This is a genomic window from Bartonella sp. CM31XJBT, from assembly GCF_028618555.1.
GTDB lineage: Bacteria > Pseudomonadota > Alphaproteobacteria > Rhizobiales > Rhizobiaceae > Bartonella.
Genome location: NZ_JAQITD010000022.1, coordinates 12,783 through 30,584, shown reverse-complemented (window position 1 = coordinate 30,584; position 17,802 = coordinate 12,783). Strand labels below are relative to the sequence as shown.

Here is a 17,802-nt window from a genome sequence, read left to right as displayed (position 1 = left end):
AGGTTATTATAGCAAAACAACGCCATGGTCCGACAGGAATCGTCCCCCTTGCCTTTCAATCCGACTTTACATGCTTTAGTGATCTGGAAAAATAGGAGCAGAAAAATGCGTTAAAGAGAGCTTTAAATACCCTTTGAAAGGTCTTTGAAGACCCTTTAAAACTCTTTGAAAAAAAATGAATTGGTACAAAACCTAGTGTCAAAATATACAAAACCCGCTGGCAAGCTACAACAGGCAAGCTACATACATACAACTGGCTGGGGAACTTGGATTCGAACCAAGATTGACGGAGTCAGAGTCCGCTGTTCTACCATTAAACTATTCCCCAATAAGCCAATTTTACCATTTCTAGCAGATTCTATAGTGTAGGCAAGTGCAAAAAATCTTTAGATTATCAATAATAAAGAGCGATAGGGATATCATTATAATCCCAGTAGTGGCGGTCTCAATGTTTTAGCATATAGCAATAAGCGAATAAACACATATAAATAGAGCACACCGTGAACGGAAGCATCACAAACTCTTGTTGAAATATTCTCTATATAGGCATACTTTGTTAAAAGACAGCTACTAAATCATGGAGAATTAATGAGTAATATTTCCACTTATCCTGTTCCCCCAAACCTACAGTTGGTATATGTCTCAAATGTAGAATATTCTACCGCTTTTTACAAATTCATCTTCAAGAAAGAACCTGTGTTTACTTTGCCACGCTATGTTGCATTTGTTTTTTCGGGGGATGCACTCTTTGCTCTCTGATCTGGGGGCGATACGCCTGAGGAAAATGCACCTCGTTTTTCAGAAATCGGCATTATGTTGCCTAAGGGAGAGGATGTAGATAAGCTCTATGCGGAATGGAAAGAGCAAACCACTGTTGAGATAAATGTTTTGAAGGAACCGTATACTGATGTATTTGGACGTACCTTCCTAATCAAAGATCCGGACGGACACATTATTCGTGTTTGTCCACTGGATTAAAAAGCCTGAGATCCGATGTTTAATCGTCTGAATTATAATACCTGAATTATAATAATTGTCTGTTTCCAAAACCTATAAGCTATGCACGCTAAGAGGCTTACTTACGACGCGTGGATTATCTGTTCGGTGCTGTTCCATTATATTCAGCCCCACAACTTGCCTGTTCCCACAGGCGGCCTCATTGGCTTGGACATCAGTCGGCGTTATTGCATGGCCAGTGATCAGTACCTGTAAATCATAGAAGCTATCCCTCATCGCCTTATGTGGAGTCTTTTGTTGGAATGGGAGGAATATTCTTTATAAGGAAATTGATATCTTTATGAAGTTAAAAAGGTATTGTACATAAAAACTAATAAAATCAATACATTAAGTGCAGTTATTTTGTATGAACCCACTTAAGAATCCATACTTTTATGCATGTTTGAATTGATCATTTTTTATATAAGATTGCCATGGATGAATAGACCATAAAAAGCAAATCATGATGCAAATATTATAACGCATGGGTGCATTCAAATGAAATGAAAAGCGGTTATCATTCATAACAGGTCATAAATTTTATGATACGTTTTTATCACAGCACAAATCACATTGTTTTAAATTTCAGTCGTTTGGAATTATCGATAACATAAATTGTATACATTTAAGAATGGGATGTGTTTTGCTCTTTATTTGAGTGCAACCTTAAAAGGAATAATCGTTTGAAACTATCATAAGCTTATGGATTGAGTTCATAAAGATTGCATAAAAGAATTTAAAGACAAGATCGTTTTTAAAAACGCTTACTAAAAAGTTAGTAAATGATAGGCAGGCATTATATGGATACTATCATCACAATATAGAATGAAAATCACAATGTTATGTCTTATGAAACTGAAAACCTTTTAATGATATAACGCAAGCAAGCGAGCAAAAAACGTTTTAAAAGTTACAGTTTAAAAATACGAAACCAAATGAGCTCCCCCCAAATTGGGGGGCACCTATTGAAAAAAAGATGAGGCAGCAAAATTCAAAACCATTGTAACATCTAAGGCATGGGATTTTATTCAATTTTGAGTCAAAAGCTATAATGTTTAAAGATGACTCTATTCTAAAGATAATGCCTCCAAAATTGGATTGGTTGATTTTGCCAACTCAAATTTGAGCTGGTTAATTTGCAAAGAAGTTACATTTGAGTGCAAAATGAAAAGATACTTATGAAAGCCTTATTGAGAAAACATTCATTTAAGATGCATTTTCTTTTGATTGGATTGATAAAGTTACTAAGCTTTTATAGGCTCTATAATGCTAATGAATGATATCAAAATCATAGCTATCATTTACGTTTCTTTTGATAAGTTTTCATATTTCTAATAGAGCACTTGCAATATGATACGTTTTGTATATATGCATTCATTACTCCATTGTGGATGATTCATTCGAATCTTATAATCAATATCTGAAAGCCGCGTCATATCATTTGGCACGGCTTTCTTTTTTTGAATTCTCTTTAGATAGGTTTATAGCTATTAGATAAGGCGTTCCCATAAACATAGCCAGATATACGTGTATTACTATGGAAAGGATTTATTTGCGAGAGGATTACCAGACGATGTTTGCTTTGCTTGTGCAATTAAAGGGAAAGTCAATGATGTGCCTCAGATCCGAAAAATCTTTAGCCAATTTAAGATAAAAGAGGTTGGCACATCTTATACATGTGGTTCAAAGAATCCGCACCGGCTCAAGAGCTTATCATCTCAAATTGCAATTTTTAGAGGAAGAGAAAAATATGCATTAAAGGGATTTTAAATAACCCGTGAACGTTTTTGAAGATCCTTTGAAAAAAATAAATTGATGCAAAACCTGCTTTCAAATTATACAAAACCCGATGACAAGCTACAATCATTAAATACTGGCTGGCATTAAATACTGGCTGGGGAACTTGGATTCGAACCAAGATTGACGAAGTCAAAGTCCGCTGTTCTACCATTAAACTATTCCCCAATAAGCCAATTTTACTATCCCTAGCAGATTCTATAGTGCATGCAAGCGCAAAAAATCTTTATGATTATCGATAATAAAGAGCGATAGGGATGTCATTAATTGTTTTGATTTGAATATCGACATCATAAATGTCTTTAAGAATTTTTGGTTGCATAATTTCTTTTGGAGTCCCACAATAGGCCGCTTTCCCATTTTTCAATGCAACAATCATATCTGAGTAAGATGAGGCAAAATTAATATCGTGCATAACAATAAGAATGGTTTTTTTCAGTTCATCAGCTGTGCGGCGTAACTGCTTCATCATAGAAACGGCATGTTTCATATCCAGATTGTTTAATGGTTCATCTAAAAGAAGATAATCAGTGTCTTGGCAGATAACCATGGCTATAAAAGCGCGTTGACGCTGACCGCCAGAAAGCTCATCTAAAAAACGGTCTTTTAAATCTTGTAAGCCGAGATAGCGTAGCGCACTGTCGATAAATTGTTTATCTTCATGTGTATACCAGCCTTTTGAATAAGGATAGCGTCCGAAACTTACTAAATCGTACACGGTTAAGCGAAAAGACAAAGGATTTTCTTGACGCAGAATTGAGAGTTTTTGAGCCAAAATATCGTGGGGCATTTTATCAATATCAAAGCCGTCGATATGAATTGTACCATTATGGTGTGGCAAAAGACGTCTTATCAGCATTAAAAGAGTTGATTTTCCGGAACCATTGGGCCCAATGAGAGAAATAATCCCCCCTTTTGGAAGATGAAGGCATAAATTATCGATAATCAATCGTGCTCCGTAAGCCTTGGAAAGATGATTGATCTCAATCATTTTAGTTTTCCCTTCATCAGTAACATTAAGAAAACAATACCCCCACAAAACTCAATGATAAAACTTAAACGCCCTGCCATATGAAAAATTTGTTCTAAAATAAATTGTCCCCCCACCAAACAAATAATCGCTAACAATATTGCAATCGGCACAACAACACTGTGTTTTGCTTGAGGAGAAAGTTCATAGGAAAGGTTGGCAACTAACAGTCCAAAAAAGGCGACGGGGCCTACTAATGCGGTGGAAATGGATACGAGAATGGAAACAAAAATAAGGACAGCTGTCGCACTTTTGTGGTAATTAACGCCAAGATTGAGGGCATTTTCACGTCCCAAAGCCAAAATATCAAGAAGATGACGGGAATGCCATCCAATCAGACTCACAATGAAAACAATGATTGTGGCAAAGCTTATTAATGGTGTATTGAATTTATTAAAATTTGCAAACATAATATCCGTTAAATTCATCATTTGGTCTGGATTTAGTTGCAATTGCATAAACATCCGTAAACTGAAAAAAAAGCCGCCTAAAACAACACCGATTAAAAGCGTCAAATGAAGCCCTTTTAGGCTTCCTGAAAAGAGCCAGCGAAAAAGGCTTATTGAAAAAAGAATAAGAATGAGGGCTTCAAGAACAAGCTGTCCTTCTTCATTCAAAAAGGGTAAAGAAAGAGAGCCTACAAAATACATTAGGGCAGTCTTTATTAAAATATAAAGCTGATCAAATCCCATAATTGAAGGGGTAAGAAGACGGTTATTAACGATTGTTTGAAATAAAACCGTAGAAACGCTTATTGCGTAGGCAATAAGAAGCAGAGAGGAAAGTTTTGTAAGACGAAATTTCCATGTATAAACATTGATATTCCATGTCATGTAAAGACTAATGATAGTACATGCTATGATGATAAGTGTTGTTAGTACACATATTGTTTTTCTTCTTCTATCCAAGACGCTTTCTCCAGCGTAAAAGCAGTATCATAAAAATAAAACTACCGATTACACCCATTATGGTGCTGATGGGAATTTCAAGAGAGGGATGAATTATTCGTCCTAAAAGATCACAAATCAAGACCAATCCTGCACCGCTGATGGCCACCCAAGGAGCGGTATAGCGCATATTATCTCCCATGAAACTTGAAACAATATTTGGAATAATCAACCCAACAAAAGGAATACGGCCAATGGTACAGACAACAACAGCAGTGATTGAGGCGACAATAAAAAGACCAAAAAACATGACAACACGATAATTCAATCCAAGGTTGTTGGTTAAATCTTCTCCCAAACTTGCAACCGTAAAGCGATCAGCAGTACAATAGGCTAGAATACAAAGGGGAAGGGATAACCATAAGAGCTCATATTTTCCTTCAAGAACCATCGCAAAACTGCCAAATAAGTAAGCTTGAAGAGAAGGGAGTAACATTTCATAATCTGCAATGGCATTGGTTAAAGAGCCAATAATATAGCTTAGCATAATCCCTGTAAGGGGTACAATGAGAGCAGATTTTAGAGGAATGCGTCGCAATAAAAACATAAAAAGTAAAGTGCCTGCCATGGCAAAAATTGTCGCAACGACCATTTTTCCTAAAACAGGAATATCGGGTAAAAAAATCATAATAAAAAGAATGCCAAGGGAAGCAGATTCAATGGTTCCAGTGGTTGATGGCTCGACAAAGCGATTGCGTGTCAATAGTTGCATAATCATGCCTGAAAGTGCAAGTGCTGCGCCTACTAAAAGGATTGCAATGGTACGAGGAAGACGTGTTTGCCAAAAGATAAGCCACGCATGGGGATCGGCTGCGAATAGGTCAGAAGGTGTGACATCAGAATAACCAACAAAAATGCTGAGGATCGACAGGAAAATTAGAAGTGTTATGGTTATCCAGTAATTCTTCACGTTAAATCATTTTCTAACAAAATCTAAAAAAAGCAAAGACTGCTTAATAAACAACCTCTGCTTTTAAATTTTATTTATATAGCAAGCAAGCTCTTTTGTACGCTTATTTGCTCTTTGTAAAGGCTTCATTGATCTGCTGTGCGGTTTCAATGAGTGCCGTTAAACCACCATTTGCACGATACCAGCTCCAAGAGTCCAAATAAATAATTTGGTTTTGTTTGCTCGCTGTTGTGCGGTGAACAAGCTCATTGTTGAGCAATTGTGCTGCGGATTGTCCTTCCCGTCCAATGGCTGCATCGCGATCAATCACTAACAACCAATCAGGATTGGTTTCAAGAATGAATTCAGGAGAAATGAGTTGTCCATGTTTTTGCACGGTAAGTTTATCGGTTGCAGGGGCAATTCCAAAAGCGGAGTGAAAAATATCGAAACGTGATTTTGGTCCGAAAGCACTGATTTTTCCACCAGAAGTCATGAGTATGAGCCCAGTGCCTTTTCCTTGGGTATTTTTACGGACTTCAGCAAAAGCTTCATTGAGTTTTGCAATTTCCTGTTCTGCTTCTTGTGTTTTGCCAAAAATTTTTCCAAGGATAGACACATTTCGTTTAATATCTTCAAGAGAATTTTCGTTTTCTACTGTTAGATCAATTGTTGGAGCTATTTTGGATAAATCTTTATATTTTGCTTGAGTTCTGGAGGAAATAATAATCAAATCGGGTTGAAGAGTGGCAATTTTTTCATAATCTGGTTCAAAAACGGTTCCAATTCTTTCATATTTTGCATCATCAAATTGTTGCAGATAGGAAGGTTTTTTTCCTTCAGGAAGGCCGATAACGGCTTTGATACCAAGGCGATTCATATTATCTAGCGAAGCAAGATCAAACACAACAACCTTTTGCGGAGAAGCGGGAACAGAAGTCGTGCCTGAAACATGATCAATCGTTACATTTGTCTGGGTACTGGTATTTGCAATACTCGTATGAGTCCACAAAACCGTTGCAAAGCTGATGGCAACCAGTAAAACAGAAGTCATCCATTTCATATATTTTATCATCGTGATTTTATCCTTTTATCTGATATTACAAGGGGTTGTGCAATTAAAAACCTTAACTTAGGTATCTTTATGCACAAAATGAAGCGTAAATAAATAACACTATGTTGTAAAGTTGACTTACATATGTTACAAATTGTTCACTTACCTCATTTTCACTTAATTCTAGTGTTTTTGCAACATTATTTAGAAAGTTTGACATATGATCAATGTATTTAAAAAGCGTACACGTTTGTACGCACTGACAACAAGTGCTTTCTTCTTTTTACAAGGTGTAGATGCTTCTATGGGGCAAACTTGGTTGTCAACTGGACTCTCATATCTGACAAGTTGGGGACGTTCATCAGGATCTGCTAAATCTCCTGAACCTAAAGTAGCAGAAGCCCCCGCATCTCCCGCACCACGAGTAGCTAGTGGTGCCCTTGACGGCGTTGGTGCTGGTGGTACTGGTGGACTTGGTGGTGCTGGTGGACTTGGTGGTGCTGGTGGACTTGGTGGCGCTGGTGTTCCTGGCGGCGTTGGCGTTGGCGGTGTTCCTGGCGGCGTTGGCGTTGGCGGTGTTCCTGGCGGCGTTGGCGTTGGCGGTGTTCCTGGCGGCACTGGCAGTGGCTCTGTCCAACCAAGGGCTGTAGTAGAATCAATACCAACATTGTCACCGCCTTGTTCTTCGGCCCCAGAATCTTCGTCTGGAGCCTCTATTTTCTGTAATGATGGTGCTACGCATAAACTTGAACAAGCAGGTGGTGGTCAGATTCAGCTTAAAGCAGGAATATATGAACGTGCTATATATGTAACAGGTCCTTCGTCTACAGTGATTAATGTATCTGGGATATCCGTGATTGCTGAAGAAGGCAGAGATATTAAGGTGGTTAACAATAAAATTCTGTTTCAGGGTGAGGGTATGGGCTCTGTATTTGCGGATGGTAAGTCTCAATTTGGCGCTGAGATTAATTTGAAAAATACAAGGGTTGAAGGATTTGCTTATGGGATTGGAGCTTCTAGTTATGGAAAGGTTACTATGAATAGTGGTTCCCTTCACAGCAGTTATGTGAATGCTATGGCTTCAAAACAAGGTGTGATTCTTTTGGAAAATGCAAATGTTAAAGCAGATATAATTGGTCTGTGGAGTGATAATAAATCTTTAATAGAGATGAAAGGAGGAACACTTTCTTTAGGAGATACAACGGTAGGGGTTATCGCTTCAGATATGGGAATTGTTCTATTGGATGGTGTTAAAATTCAAGAAGGTGTTAAAACTCAAAAACCAGTAAATAGTGCGGCACAGATACAGGGAGAGGAGAGGAGTGAAGAGCAGGTGGGGGCGGAAGATTCTGATAGAGATGATTCTTCTCAAGGTGTTGGGCGCATTGCTTTCCTATCACGTGACGGTTATATTTCGCTTAACAAAGGGAATTTTGAGATTCCCAATACTGTTTTTTTGCAGATTGGTCCAAATTTTCCAAGTAATATTGTACGAAATATGCAAGAAGATAGCCAAGATATAGGCACTGATTCTTTTGATTTTGAAGATAGAGAGAATAGTCAACCTGCTTATTTGCGTTCTTCTAGTTTTTCCAAAGCTTTTCGTGATATTTCTTCTTCTGTTTACAAGGCTAAAATACAGAGCGAGGCTGTTCTTGGCTCTGATCCTTTCTCTAATTTATTGAGTTTAAATGCTGTTATAAAATCTTCATCTATTAAAATTCTAGGTAAAAAGTCTTATGGTATAGATTTTGATTATCGGGGTAATGGGGCACAGTACGGTACTAGGGCACAGGGCATGGATTCCTTGCTACATGGGGTTCTTTTAGAAAAGACTTCTCTCACAGTTCCAGAGGGTATCGCTATTTACGGTGATGGTTTAAAAGGTTACGTTTTTTTACAAGATGCATCGGAAATTTCAGGTGCTCTTTTGTTGAAAGCTAAAAATGCTGATTTATCCGTTTTTGCTAACGGCTCTACCATTGCAGGTGCTACTCGTTTTGATGATAAATCTCATGCTAAGCTTTTTTTATCCAATGGAGCAGAATGGCAGGTAACAAAAAGTTCCTACGAAGATTCAGAAGATGCCGGTCGGCATTGTATAGATTCATGTATTTCATCTGTGAGTCTTCAAGATAGTAATATTACATTTTTTACTTCACAAAAGAGGTTAAATAGTGAGGGTTCTAACGGTAGAAAGGCTATTACTGAATATCGAACTCTTCGCATCGGAAAAGGAAAGGGAACTGTTTACAGTGCTGAGGGAACTTCTACAATTCAGTTCAATGTAGATGTATCTGGTAAGGCCGTAGATGTATCTGGTAAGGTTATTGGTCGAAATTCTGATAGACTGTTGATTCATGGTGATGTTTCTGGGAGAACTAAGGTAAAGACGAAAGTACAAGGAGTAGGTTGGGGGCCGGACAATAACAATAATAAGGGGTATAGTATTTCACTTATTCAAGTTTTTGGAAAGGCAGAAAAAAACTCTTTTAGTTTAGATAATGATTATGTTACGCTCGGAACTCCTTATCAGTATGTTCTTCGTGCTTACGGTCCAACTATTCCTTCTAACATGCAGTATTTTGATACGGCTTTGGTTAAGGGCAGTAAAGATGTTTGGGATTTTCGTTTAGAAGATAAAAAATTGCCTTATGAGCATAGTTCTCTTTCTTTCTTAGGTGACAATAGGGAGGGGGAGGAAGTAAATGCTCCTTCCGTGCGACCTCGTGAAACTTTGGAAAGTGAGGTAAATAATTCTTCTGTAGGATCAACTCTTCCATCTAGAACTTCTGAATCTACACCACCTAATCAAGTTATTGCTTCTAATACGAATGGGGCCCCCATATTACTTGGGAGATCTGGTACAAGTGATATAAATCATGGAGAGGCTGGAAATACACCTTCTACAATATCAAATCCTTTACCTACTTCTCTACATATTTTGACAACTGGGGGGAGTGTTGATGAAAATAATAGGGGGACGGATCCTTATATTTTGGGGGGAGATTTGAGATATTATGAAGGACTGTATACAACAGATGGAAGTGTAGGTATTTCCCTTCTTGATGTTGATTCCAGTCAAAGAGTTAGTCAGAATGAAGCGGAATATGATATAGTAGGCTATAGTACTTCTGATACGGTTGGTGTGAATTCTGTAGTTCATCAAACTGAGACAGATGATGCAGACCATACAGAAGGTGGATATGATGGATACTATGATGTAGAGAGTGAAGCATCTGAAGCTGTAACGCCTCTTCCTTCTCCTACTACATCTTCTATTATTTCGACTGTATCTGAGGGGGGCGCATCTACTGATCAGGGTGGTGCTGGAACATCTGAAACTGTAACGTCTGTTCCTTCTTCTACTACGCCTTCTGTTGCTTCTGCTGTATCTGAGGGGGGAGCATCTACTGATCAGGGGAGGGCTGGAACATCTGAAACTGTAACGTCTCGTCCTTCTCCTACTACGTCTCCTGTTGCTTCTGCTGTATCTGAGAGGGGCGCATCTAATAATCTTGCAAGATCGGGGACATCTGGGCATAGCGTATATACTGTTTCATCCAATTTATCTCCTTCATCTAGAGGTAGAAGTTCGTTAAATTTAATATCTTTAGGAGCTGATTCAGCAGCGAGATCTGATCGAGGTGGGATTTCTGTGATATCGACAGATGGGATTTCTCTATCATCTGGGCACACTATATCGAATAAGATTCCATCTATAAAATCAGCAGCTTCCATAAAGCCTTCTTCTGAGGTTTCTGTAAAGCCTGTTGCATCTTCTAGTCTAAATTCAACTGCTTCCATAAAGCCTTCTTCTAAGGTTTCTGTAAAGCCTGTTGCATCTTCTAGTGGACCTGTTGGACGTGTTCTTGTGCTTAATAATTCTGGTAAGGAAACGATTTCTTCTACATGTGGTGATACGGAGAATAATAATAGTGAGAGGGGATCACAGACTTCTTATTTGTGTAGAGATGGTAAATCGCGGACAATAACAGGGAAGACACTGAAGGCAAGTGAGGCAACTCAACATTCTATGCATGCAGGAAATCCGAATACAGTTATCAAGTTAGAGGGTACTACTGTTAGTGGTGCGGATTCTTCTAATAGTAAAAATAATGTTGATTTTACTATATCAAAGCTCGTGAGTGCTGTGCTTGCAGAAGATAAAGCAGAAGTTATTTTGGATAAGAAATCGAAAATCCAATCTTCTGTGATTGGGCTTGAAGCGCAAAGTGGTGGGAAGGTTACGATGAATGATGGGACAGTTGATGCGCTTTATGTGGGCGCTTTGGCGGGTTCTGGATCATCTGTTAATTTAAAGGATACGAAAATTAACGTAACAGGGGATTTGGCTGCGGCTGGTTTGGTAAGTCTGGCTGGTAAGGTGTCTATGGACTCTGGGGCTATTACTTTGGCAAAAGGAGTGGCTGTGAGGTCAGAAGCTGGGGGAAGCGTTGAGTTAGACAAAGTTAATATTACTGCGAAAAAAGGACAGGGTAAGTTAGATTCCGCAGATAGCTTTGGGCGTGCAGCTTTTCTGTTGAGTGATAATGCTTCTGTTGATTTTAAGAATGGGAATGTTGTGACTGATGCTCATGCTTTGTGGATTATGAAGTCTGATGATAATGTGGTTGAGACCGGCTCTTCTAGGAGAAGGAGATCTTCTGAGGTTCGTCCTACTACGAATCATGCAAATATCGAGTCTTCTATTGTTACAGTGGAAGGTGATGGAACCTATGGTATATATTTTGATGGGGGAATACAGAAAGAAGCGAGTCAACAAAATCGGAGTGAGGATTTAGCAACTGAGAAAGCAATTGTTGTTAAGCGGAGTACTGTATCCAAACAGGAAAAAACGCTTGTAGGCATAACAGGGACAGTTTCGTTGAAAAAAACTGATTTTGAAGTTGCAAGTGGTATAGCGATCTATGGTAATAATTCTGGTGGTCATGTTTCAGTAGAAAATAAAACAACTCTTGTTGGTGACTTATTGTTGAAGGCTGACAATGATTCCAATATATCGGTTTTGGTTGATAGTTCTATTGTTAAAGGCGATGTTCGCGTTGATAAAAGTTCTTATGCAAAATTAGATTTAATTAATCAATCAGAGTGGATTCTAAAAAGAAGTGCACAGAGGAATTTGGGTACTCCAGATTTAGGATGTGTGGATTCATGCGTTTCTTCTGTAAGTCTTGTAAATAGTACTATTGATTTTGCATCTTCGGAATCTGAAGGAAAATATCAGACTCTCCATATTGGAAATGGGAAAGGAACAGTTTATGCGGCACAGGGTAATGCTGCAATTCATCTCAATGCACGTTTAAATCCTCATGATCCGAGTAATCAGCAAGTCACTGATCGGCTTGTAATTCATGGTGATGTTTCTGGAAAAACAAAAATACATGTACGAGGTGATGCGGGCAATGTAGGAGATGGTAAAGCGAATGCCAAGATTGCTCATACTGTTTCAATTATTCAGGTCTATGGTCAAGCAAAGAAAGACTCTTTCCAACTCGATGGCAATTATGTTGCACTGAGAAACTCACCTTACAAATATACTCTTCGTGCTTATGGTCCAGAAGCGACTTCGAAACAGGAGCATGTTCAGCAGAAATTTGTTAAGGATGGTGGAGAATTTTGGAACTTCCGTCTAGAAAATCAGTATGTTAAGTCTGTTGGATCTGCTGCCCTTCCTGAACAATTTGTAAGGTCTGTTGTTCCACAGGTTCCAACTTATCTTGTCTTGCCTAATAGCGTATTCCACGCTGGTTTGATGGATATTAGCAATCAAAATAAGCAATTGGAGACGTTGCGGATGACTTCTACAGGAATGGTAGAGGTTCGTGAAAATCCCGCTTTATACTTGCGCGGCTATGGTGGAAGTTACCGTTATGCTTCAGATCTTTCCGCACTTGAATATGGTTACGACGGCGATCTTAGTTATAATGGTGTAGAGGCAGGTGTTCTGCTGCAAACTATTGAAAATGCTGACAGTGCTATATCCTTTGGCGTTATGGGAACTTATGGAAAACTTTCTCTGCAGCCTTTGAATGTTGAGCAAAGCCAGAAGAGTGCATTTGATAAATGGACTGCTACGGTATATGGTAGCATGCAGCATAATGCTGGCTTCTATGTCGACGGTCTTTTATCCTATGGTCTGTTCAAAGGTGATGTTCTCACCCTTGCACGGGGTAAAACAGCAACATTAAAAGGTAATCCTTTGAGTGTTTCTTTAGCTGGTGGTCAGACAATTGCGACAGGATATAAGGGTTTTGTCTTTGATCCGCAGGTTCAGGTTGTGTATCAACATCTCCAGTTTAATAAAGCTCGTGATATTGACAATTTTGATATTGAAATGGGTAACCTTAATCAGTGGGTAGCACGTGTTGGTGGACGCTTAACCAAGATTCCTACAGGTTCTGAAGGCGTGAATGCTATTGCTTTCTATGGTAAGCTTTATCTTGCTCATGGTTTTGAAGGAAAACAGTCTGTGCATTTCAATGATGCTTTCAAGTTAGGAGCTTTTGGTTCCTCTATAGAGGCTGGATTAGGTTTTAATGCCAAATTGTTGCCACAGTTCTCTCTGCATGCTGATATTCTCTATCAACATAAGCTTAATAAGGCTGGTTTTTCTGGAACAAGTTTTTCCGGAGGAGTACGTTATCAGTTTTAATATAAGGTACACTATGTACTTTTTTAGAAAAGGCAGCACATTGTGCTGCCTTTTTTCTTTATAACAACTTGTGTTGTTCTTAAAAAATCTCGTCTTCTTTATTAAGCAAAAAAGACATAGTTTGTTTTATGCATGAGAGCACTTTTCTCCGCTAAAGCGAATTTTCTTAAAATTTATGCTGCTACTGATGCGATAGAGTGCTTCGCTTTTATCGGCTTTTTAAGCGTTCAGCAGACCGGTATGCGTTACGTTATCCTTTTTGGTACTGTTATTGATATCTAATATAATATTTGATGTTTTCTAAAGCTCGTTTTTGAGCGTTTGTTTTCTACTGATTTAAGTCATTGTTTCATTCATCTCCTTGTGGATTAATTTTTAAAGTTCACAAGGTTTGATTGTGTTTTTAATTAATTGCACGCACTGGTTTTATTTTTTCTTTACACGAAATACAGAATGCATTATACACTCATAAAGTGTGTTTTGTAACTATTCTCTTATAGGTGGTTTTGGCGTAGAGCTTTTGCCAAATTTATTGGGATAATTCATTGCACAGTTCAGATGAGCATGAGGCATGTTCTTTTGTTACACTTTTCGTATTTTTGAGGTGTGCAATGGGGTGTTTTGTAAGTGCTTTTGTTTTTAATGAGAGGGGAAGGAAAGTTTCGAGGGAACTATGATTAAAGTTTTTAGAAATCATGTATGTTTATGTGCTTGTACAACCGCTATCCTCTCTTTGCTCCAAAATGGAAGAGAAGTTTATGCGGCTACAGAGGGGGGCGGTAAACCTTATGTTATAACTGTTACTCCGCTCAACAGTATTAGTGTTACTTCTGGTCCTCATCTTAGTGGGAGTAATGCGTATAAGCCTCCCCTTAGTGGAGAGAGTGGGCAGAATTATTATCCTCCTAATATGATTCCTGTTGGCAATAACGATGAGGGTATTCGTGGGGGAAGTGATTATCGTGGGTTGAGTGGAATGGAGGGATCGAATAATGGTCATATAGATAACTCTGTTAAAGATGCAGGCTTTGATGAAAGAGGTATAAAGCGTGGGTTTTATTACTATAATGGGTTGTATTATATATGCGATAATTGCGGGGAGTCTAAAGGGAAGCCTAAAATTGATAATAAATCTTATAAGATTACGAATGAGAACGCTTCCAATTATCCTGAAAATCCTACTGCTATAACGGTGAAAGGAATAGGTACAGAAGTTCGCGGAGAGGATGTAACGGTTAGTAGTCAAGTTGCTGATAAAACTTTTCTAATGGGGGTACATGTATTAGAGAACGGTAAGATTGTTTTGAAAGATCCGATTATCAAAAATACAGTTATAGCCCTTCGTGCGAGTGATGGCGTGATTGAGGTAAAAAATGGAAAGATTAAGGCAAGTCATGAGGGTGTTGATGCAACAGAGAAATCGTTTGTTCTTTTAGAAGATACAGAAATTAAGACAGCTAATGGGAATGCAAGTCTTTTAAGTTATGATCATTCAGAAATTTGGATGTCAGGTGGATCAGTTGATTTTATGAACAGCCATGGGATTTCTTCGATGTTAGGTGGAAAAGTAAATCTCGAGAATGTTAAAATTACTGGGAAGGGTGATAAAGGTAAGGATCGTGCGGTTGTGCATATGGATTTAGGGGGGGCTGTTAATTTAGAGGGTACTACTATTCGTGCTATGGATGTCCATGGCATATTATTAGAAAATATAGTCAATTCTATTCCTCGTCAGGAAGTTAAAGATTTATCAAATGAGGATTCTGATTCAAAGATTCCTGTGACTGAAGTTAATATGAAATCCTCTTCTGTTACCGTAAATGGTACGGGATCTTATGGTATCTATTTTCGGGGAGAGAAGCCATGGAGTGAAGGTGGGGATAAAAAAGAAGAAATTTCATCAGAGGAAGAAAAAGTTCCACCACGATTAGAAGTTGTTAATTTGGATAGAACAGAATTTTCTGTTTTAGACGATGCGGCTCTTTATGGTAAAAACATGATTTCTGGTGCGGTGGGGTTGGTACACAGCACTCTTCGTTCAGGGAATTTTTTATTAAAAGCTGAGGAAGGTGCTTCTATAACAGTTTTGGCGGATGCTTCTACTCTTGAGGGTCGCACACACGTTGATAAAAATTCTAATGCTGAGCTTTATTTAGGAGGTCATTCTCAATGGATTTTACAACAACCGTTGCAAAAAGATCAACACGAGGCTGCACATGATTCTTCTATTTCACTCGTGAGTCTTATGGATGAGAGCTCTATTAATTTTAAAAGACACGAATCTTCTTCTGTTGATGATTATCAAACCCTTCGTGTGGGAAAGGGAAAGGGTGAAGTTTATAAAGCACAGGGCGGTGCCTCTATTTCTCTTAATACATACCTGAATAGTGGTGGTGCTCTTGATCATCAAAAGACTGATCGTGTTTTAATTCATGGTGATGTTTCGGGAAAAACAAAGCTCCAAGTGCATGGAGTTGCAGGAAGTCCAGGAGGATATACGGGAAAGGGGGGGAATGCTGAAGGTATTTCAATCATTCAGGTTTCTGGAGAAGCAAAGCAAGATTCTTTTCAGTTGGAAGGTGGTTATGTAGCATTAGATAAATTACCTTATCAGTATAAGCTTTATAGTTATGGTCCAGAATCTGAGTTTGGAAAAGCAAGTATGGATCAGAGATTAGTTGAAGGGAACGGAGAATTTTGGGATTTTCGCCTTGAAAGTAGATCGATAGATTCTGATGTTAAACCTAAACCAGATCCTGACCCAATTCCAGGTCCAGTCCCTTCTCCAGAACCAGCTCCGGAGCCTCATCCTCGTCCTAAGCCGGGCGTTAAGGCTGTTGTTCCGCAGGTTCCGACTTATCTCCTTTTACCTAATGCCTTACGTCATATTGGTTTGATGAATGTGAGCAATCAAAATAAGCGATTAGAAGCTTTGCGAATTGCTTCTGGGGGCTTATTAGAAAGTCGTGAAAATCCTTTCTTTTTTGTGAGCGGTTATGGCGGCAATCATCGTTATGCTTCAAATCTTTCTGCGCTTGAATATGGTTATGGCGGCGAGTTTGATTATAATGCACTAGAGGCTGGTGTTTTGCTGAAAGCAATCGAAAATACGTATGGTTCCACTTCTTTTGGAATTATCGGGGCTTACGAGAGATTTTCTTTGCAACCTTTGAATGTTGAGCAGAGTCAAAAAAGTACATTTGATAAATGGTCAGTTACAGCATATGGTGGTATGCAGCATGATGCAGGTTTTTACGTTGATGGTCTTGTGTCTTATGGGTTTTTTAAGGGTGATGTTCTAACAACAGCACGGGGCAAGACGGCAACATTAAAGGGAAATCCTTTAAGTGCTTCATTGACTGCTGGTAAAACATTTATGGTAGGAGAGGACGGTTTTGTTTTTGATCCTCAAGTTCAGGTTGTTTATCAATATCTTCAATTTAATAAGGTGCGTGATGTGGACGGCTTTGATATTGATTTAGGAAAGCTTCATCAATGGATAGGGCGTGTTGGGGGGCGTTTAACAAAGAGGCTGGTTGCTACTGATGAGGCTCAAGTTATTTCTTTCTATGGCAAGCTTCATCTTGCTCATGGTTTTGAAGGAAAACAATTTGTGCATTTTAAAGATGCTTTTCAGCTAGGTGCTTTTGGTTCTTCATTAGAAACTGGGTTAGGTTTTAATGCCCAATTGTCTCAAAAATTTGCGCTTTACGGCGATTTGGTTTATCAGCACAAACTAACGAAAGCTGGTTTTTCTGGAACGAGTTTTTCAGGTGGATTGCGTTATCATTTCTAGTGTTGTTCCTGTTTTTGATTAATCTTTCAAAAAGCCACAAGTTGTACTTGTGGCTTTTCTCATTCTCTATTCATCTTGTGTTATAGCATTTTTACGAGAGTGTGACTTTGCATATCTTTAATATGCTTTTAGGTTGGACTTCTTTCATTTTTTTGAAAAGTCTGAAGAGTTTGTACGTTATTGTTTCAAAATGCGTATTTCAGAGTGATTATTATATTATTTATAATATTTTGATTTATAAAGATATTTTTTAATTTAGGGCGCTGAAATATTTTCAATGCTCTTATGATGAATCCATAAAAAGCATTCCTTTGTCTATTATATGTAAGATTGGCAAGTGGATAATCATTTAAGAAAGGGTCAATATAATTTTGGGAATTATGTTAAGAGGAGAGGATTTACAATATTAGAAATTGGCAAAGACAAAAATGCTACTCAGGCGCAATGAGGGCTGTATCCGATGAACTTTATATTATATCCGCTGTCGTTGTGAAATGGGGATGGAAATAATGAGATATATCTGAGAAAATTGGTGAATGAGAAACACCATGATATATTGTTTTGGAAAATATGTTTTCTTCAAAGGAATTCGATAAATAACAGGATGAAGTCATGTG

General features: G+C 38.3%; 7 protein-coding genes, 2 tRNA genes and 3 pseudogenes. 6 read left to right on the top strand and 6 right to left on the bottom strand.

The genetic code is table 11. From position 1 onward, the window contains the following. Positions 1-95 (top strand): annotated as a pseudogene (locus PVV63_RS08480) (DnaB-like helicase C-terminal domain-containing protein); the annotation flags it as partial. Positions 96-254: 159 nt separating this feature from the next. Here PVV63_RS08480 and PVV63_RS08475 read toward each other — a convergent pair. Continuing rightward, positions 255-328: transfer RNA gene (locus tag PVV63_RS08475), tRNA-Gln, on the bottom strand. Between the two features lie 458 nt (positions 329-786). Between PVV63_RS08475 and PVV63_RS10405 the strand changes: the two are divergent. Next, positions 787-978, top strand: a pseudogene (locus PVV63_RS10405) (glyoxalase); the annotation flags it as partial. Positions 979-2,532: 1,554 nt separating this feature from the next. Then, positions 2,533-2,732, top strand: a pseudogene (locus tag PVV63_RS10520) (DNA adenine methylase); the annotation flags it as partial. A 155-nt stretch (positions 2,733-2,887) separates the two neighbouring features. On the opposite strand, the gene PVV63_RS08470 reads toward PVV63_RS10520, so the two are convergent. The 5 genes from PVV63_RS08470 to PVV63_RS08450 all read right to left on the bottom strand — a co-directional run bounded on the left by PVV63_RS08470 (position 2,888) and on the right by PVV63_RS08450 (position 6,734). Then, a tRNA-Gln gene (locus PVV63_RS08470) sits at positions 2,888-2,961 on the bottom strand. A gap of 64 nt (positions 2,962-3,025) precedes the next feature. After that, a complete protein-coding gene (locus PVV63_RS08465; RefSeq protein WP_273791485.1) occupies positions 3,026-3,784 on the bottom strand; it encodes an ABC transporter ATP-binding protein in 759 nt (252 codons plus the stop codon). Next, positions 3,781-4,731: an iron chelate uptake ABC transporter family permease subunit gene (locus PVV63_RS08460; RefSeq protein ID WP_273791484.1), complete on the bottom strand. Its 951-nt coding sequence runs from the start codon at positions 4,729-4,731 to the stop codon at positions 3,781-3,783. The genes PVV63_RS08465 and PVV63_RS08460 overlap by 4 nt, the downstream gene beginning before the upstream one ends. Beyond that, positions 4,724-5,680 carry an iron chelate uptake ABC transporter family permease subunit gene (locus PVV63_RS08455; RefSeq protein ID WP_273791483.1) on the bottom strand — a complete coding sequence of 319 codons (957 nt, stop codon included), beginning with the start codon at positions 5,678-5,680 and terminating at the stop codon, positions 4,724-4,726. Before PVV63_RS08455 ends, PVV63_RS08460 begins: the two co-directional genes overlap by 8 nt. Positions 5,681-5,783: 103 nt before the next feature. After that, positions 5,784-6,734: a siderophore ABC transporter substrate-binding protein gene (locus PVV63_RS08450; protein WP_273791482.1), complete on the bottom strand. Its 951-nt coding sequence runs from the start codon at positions 6,732-6,734 to the stop codon at positions 5,784-5,786. 199 nt (positions 6,735-6,933) lie between these two features. Here PVV63_RS08450 and PVV63_RS08445 point away from each other — a divergent pair, with 199 nt between their 5' ends. From PVV63_RS08445 to PVV63_RS08435, 3 genes are all read left to right on the top strand, one after another. Continuing rightward, positions 6,934-13,389 carry an autotransporter outer membrane beta-barrel domain-containing protein gene (locus PVV63_RS08445; protein WP_273791481.1) on the top strand — a complete coding sequence of 2,152 codons (6,456 nt, stop codon included), beginning with the start codon at positions 6,934-6,936 and terminating at the stop codon, positions 13,387-13,389. A gap of 132 nt (positions 13,390-13,521) precedes the next feature. Then, positions 13,522-13,671, top strand: a complete 150-nt coding sequence (locus PVV63_RS08440; RefSeq protein WP_273791480.1) for a hypothetical protein — start codon at positions 13,522-13,524, stop codon at positions 13,669-13,671. Between the two features lie 391 nt (positions 13,672-14,062). Continuing rightward, on the top strand, positions 14,063-17,185 hold the full coding sequence (locus PVV63_RS08435) for an autotransporter outer membrane beta-barrel domain-containing protein (protein ID WP_273791479.1): 3,123 nt from the start codon (positions 14,063-14,065) through the stop codon (positions 17,183-17,185). Positions 17,186-17,802 lie beyond the last annotated feature (617 nt).

What these genes read in the sequence shown, in the direction of transcription:
- PVV63_RS08435 (WP_273791479.1), top strand. Translation starts at nt 14,063, where the DNA reads ATGATTAAAGTTTTTAGAAATCATGTATGTTTATGTGCTTGTACAACC.
- PVV63_RS08445 (WP_273791481.1), top strand. Translation starts at nt 6,934, where the DNA reads ATGATCAATGTATTTAAAAAGCGTACACGTTTGTACGCACTGACAACA.
- PVV63_RS08440 (WP_273791480.1), top strand. Translation starts at nt 13,522, where the DNA reads ATGAGAGCACTTTTCTCCGCTAAAGCGAATTTTCTTAAAATTTATGCT.
- PVV63_RS08465 (WP_273791485.1), bottom strand. Translation starts at nt 3,784, where the DNA reads ATGATTGAGATCAATCATCTTTCCAAGGCTTACGGAGCACGATTGATT.
- PVV63_RS08450 (WP_273791482.1), bottom strand. Translation starts at nt 6,734, where the DNA reads ATGATAAAATATATGAAATGGATGACTTCTGTTTTACTGGTTGCCATC.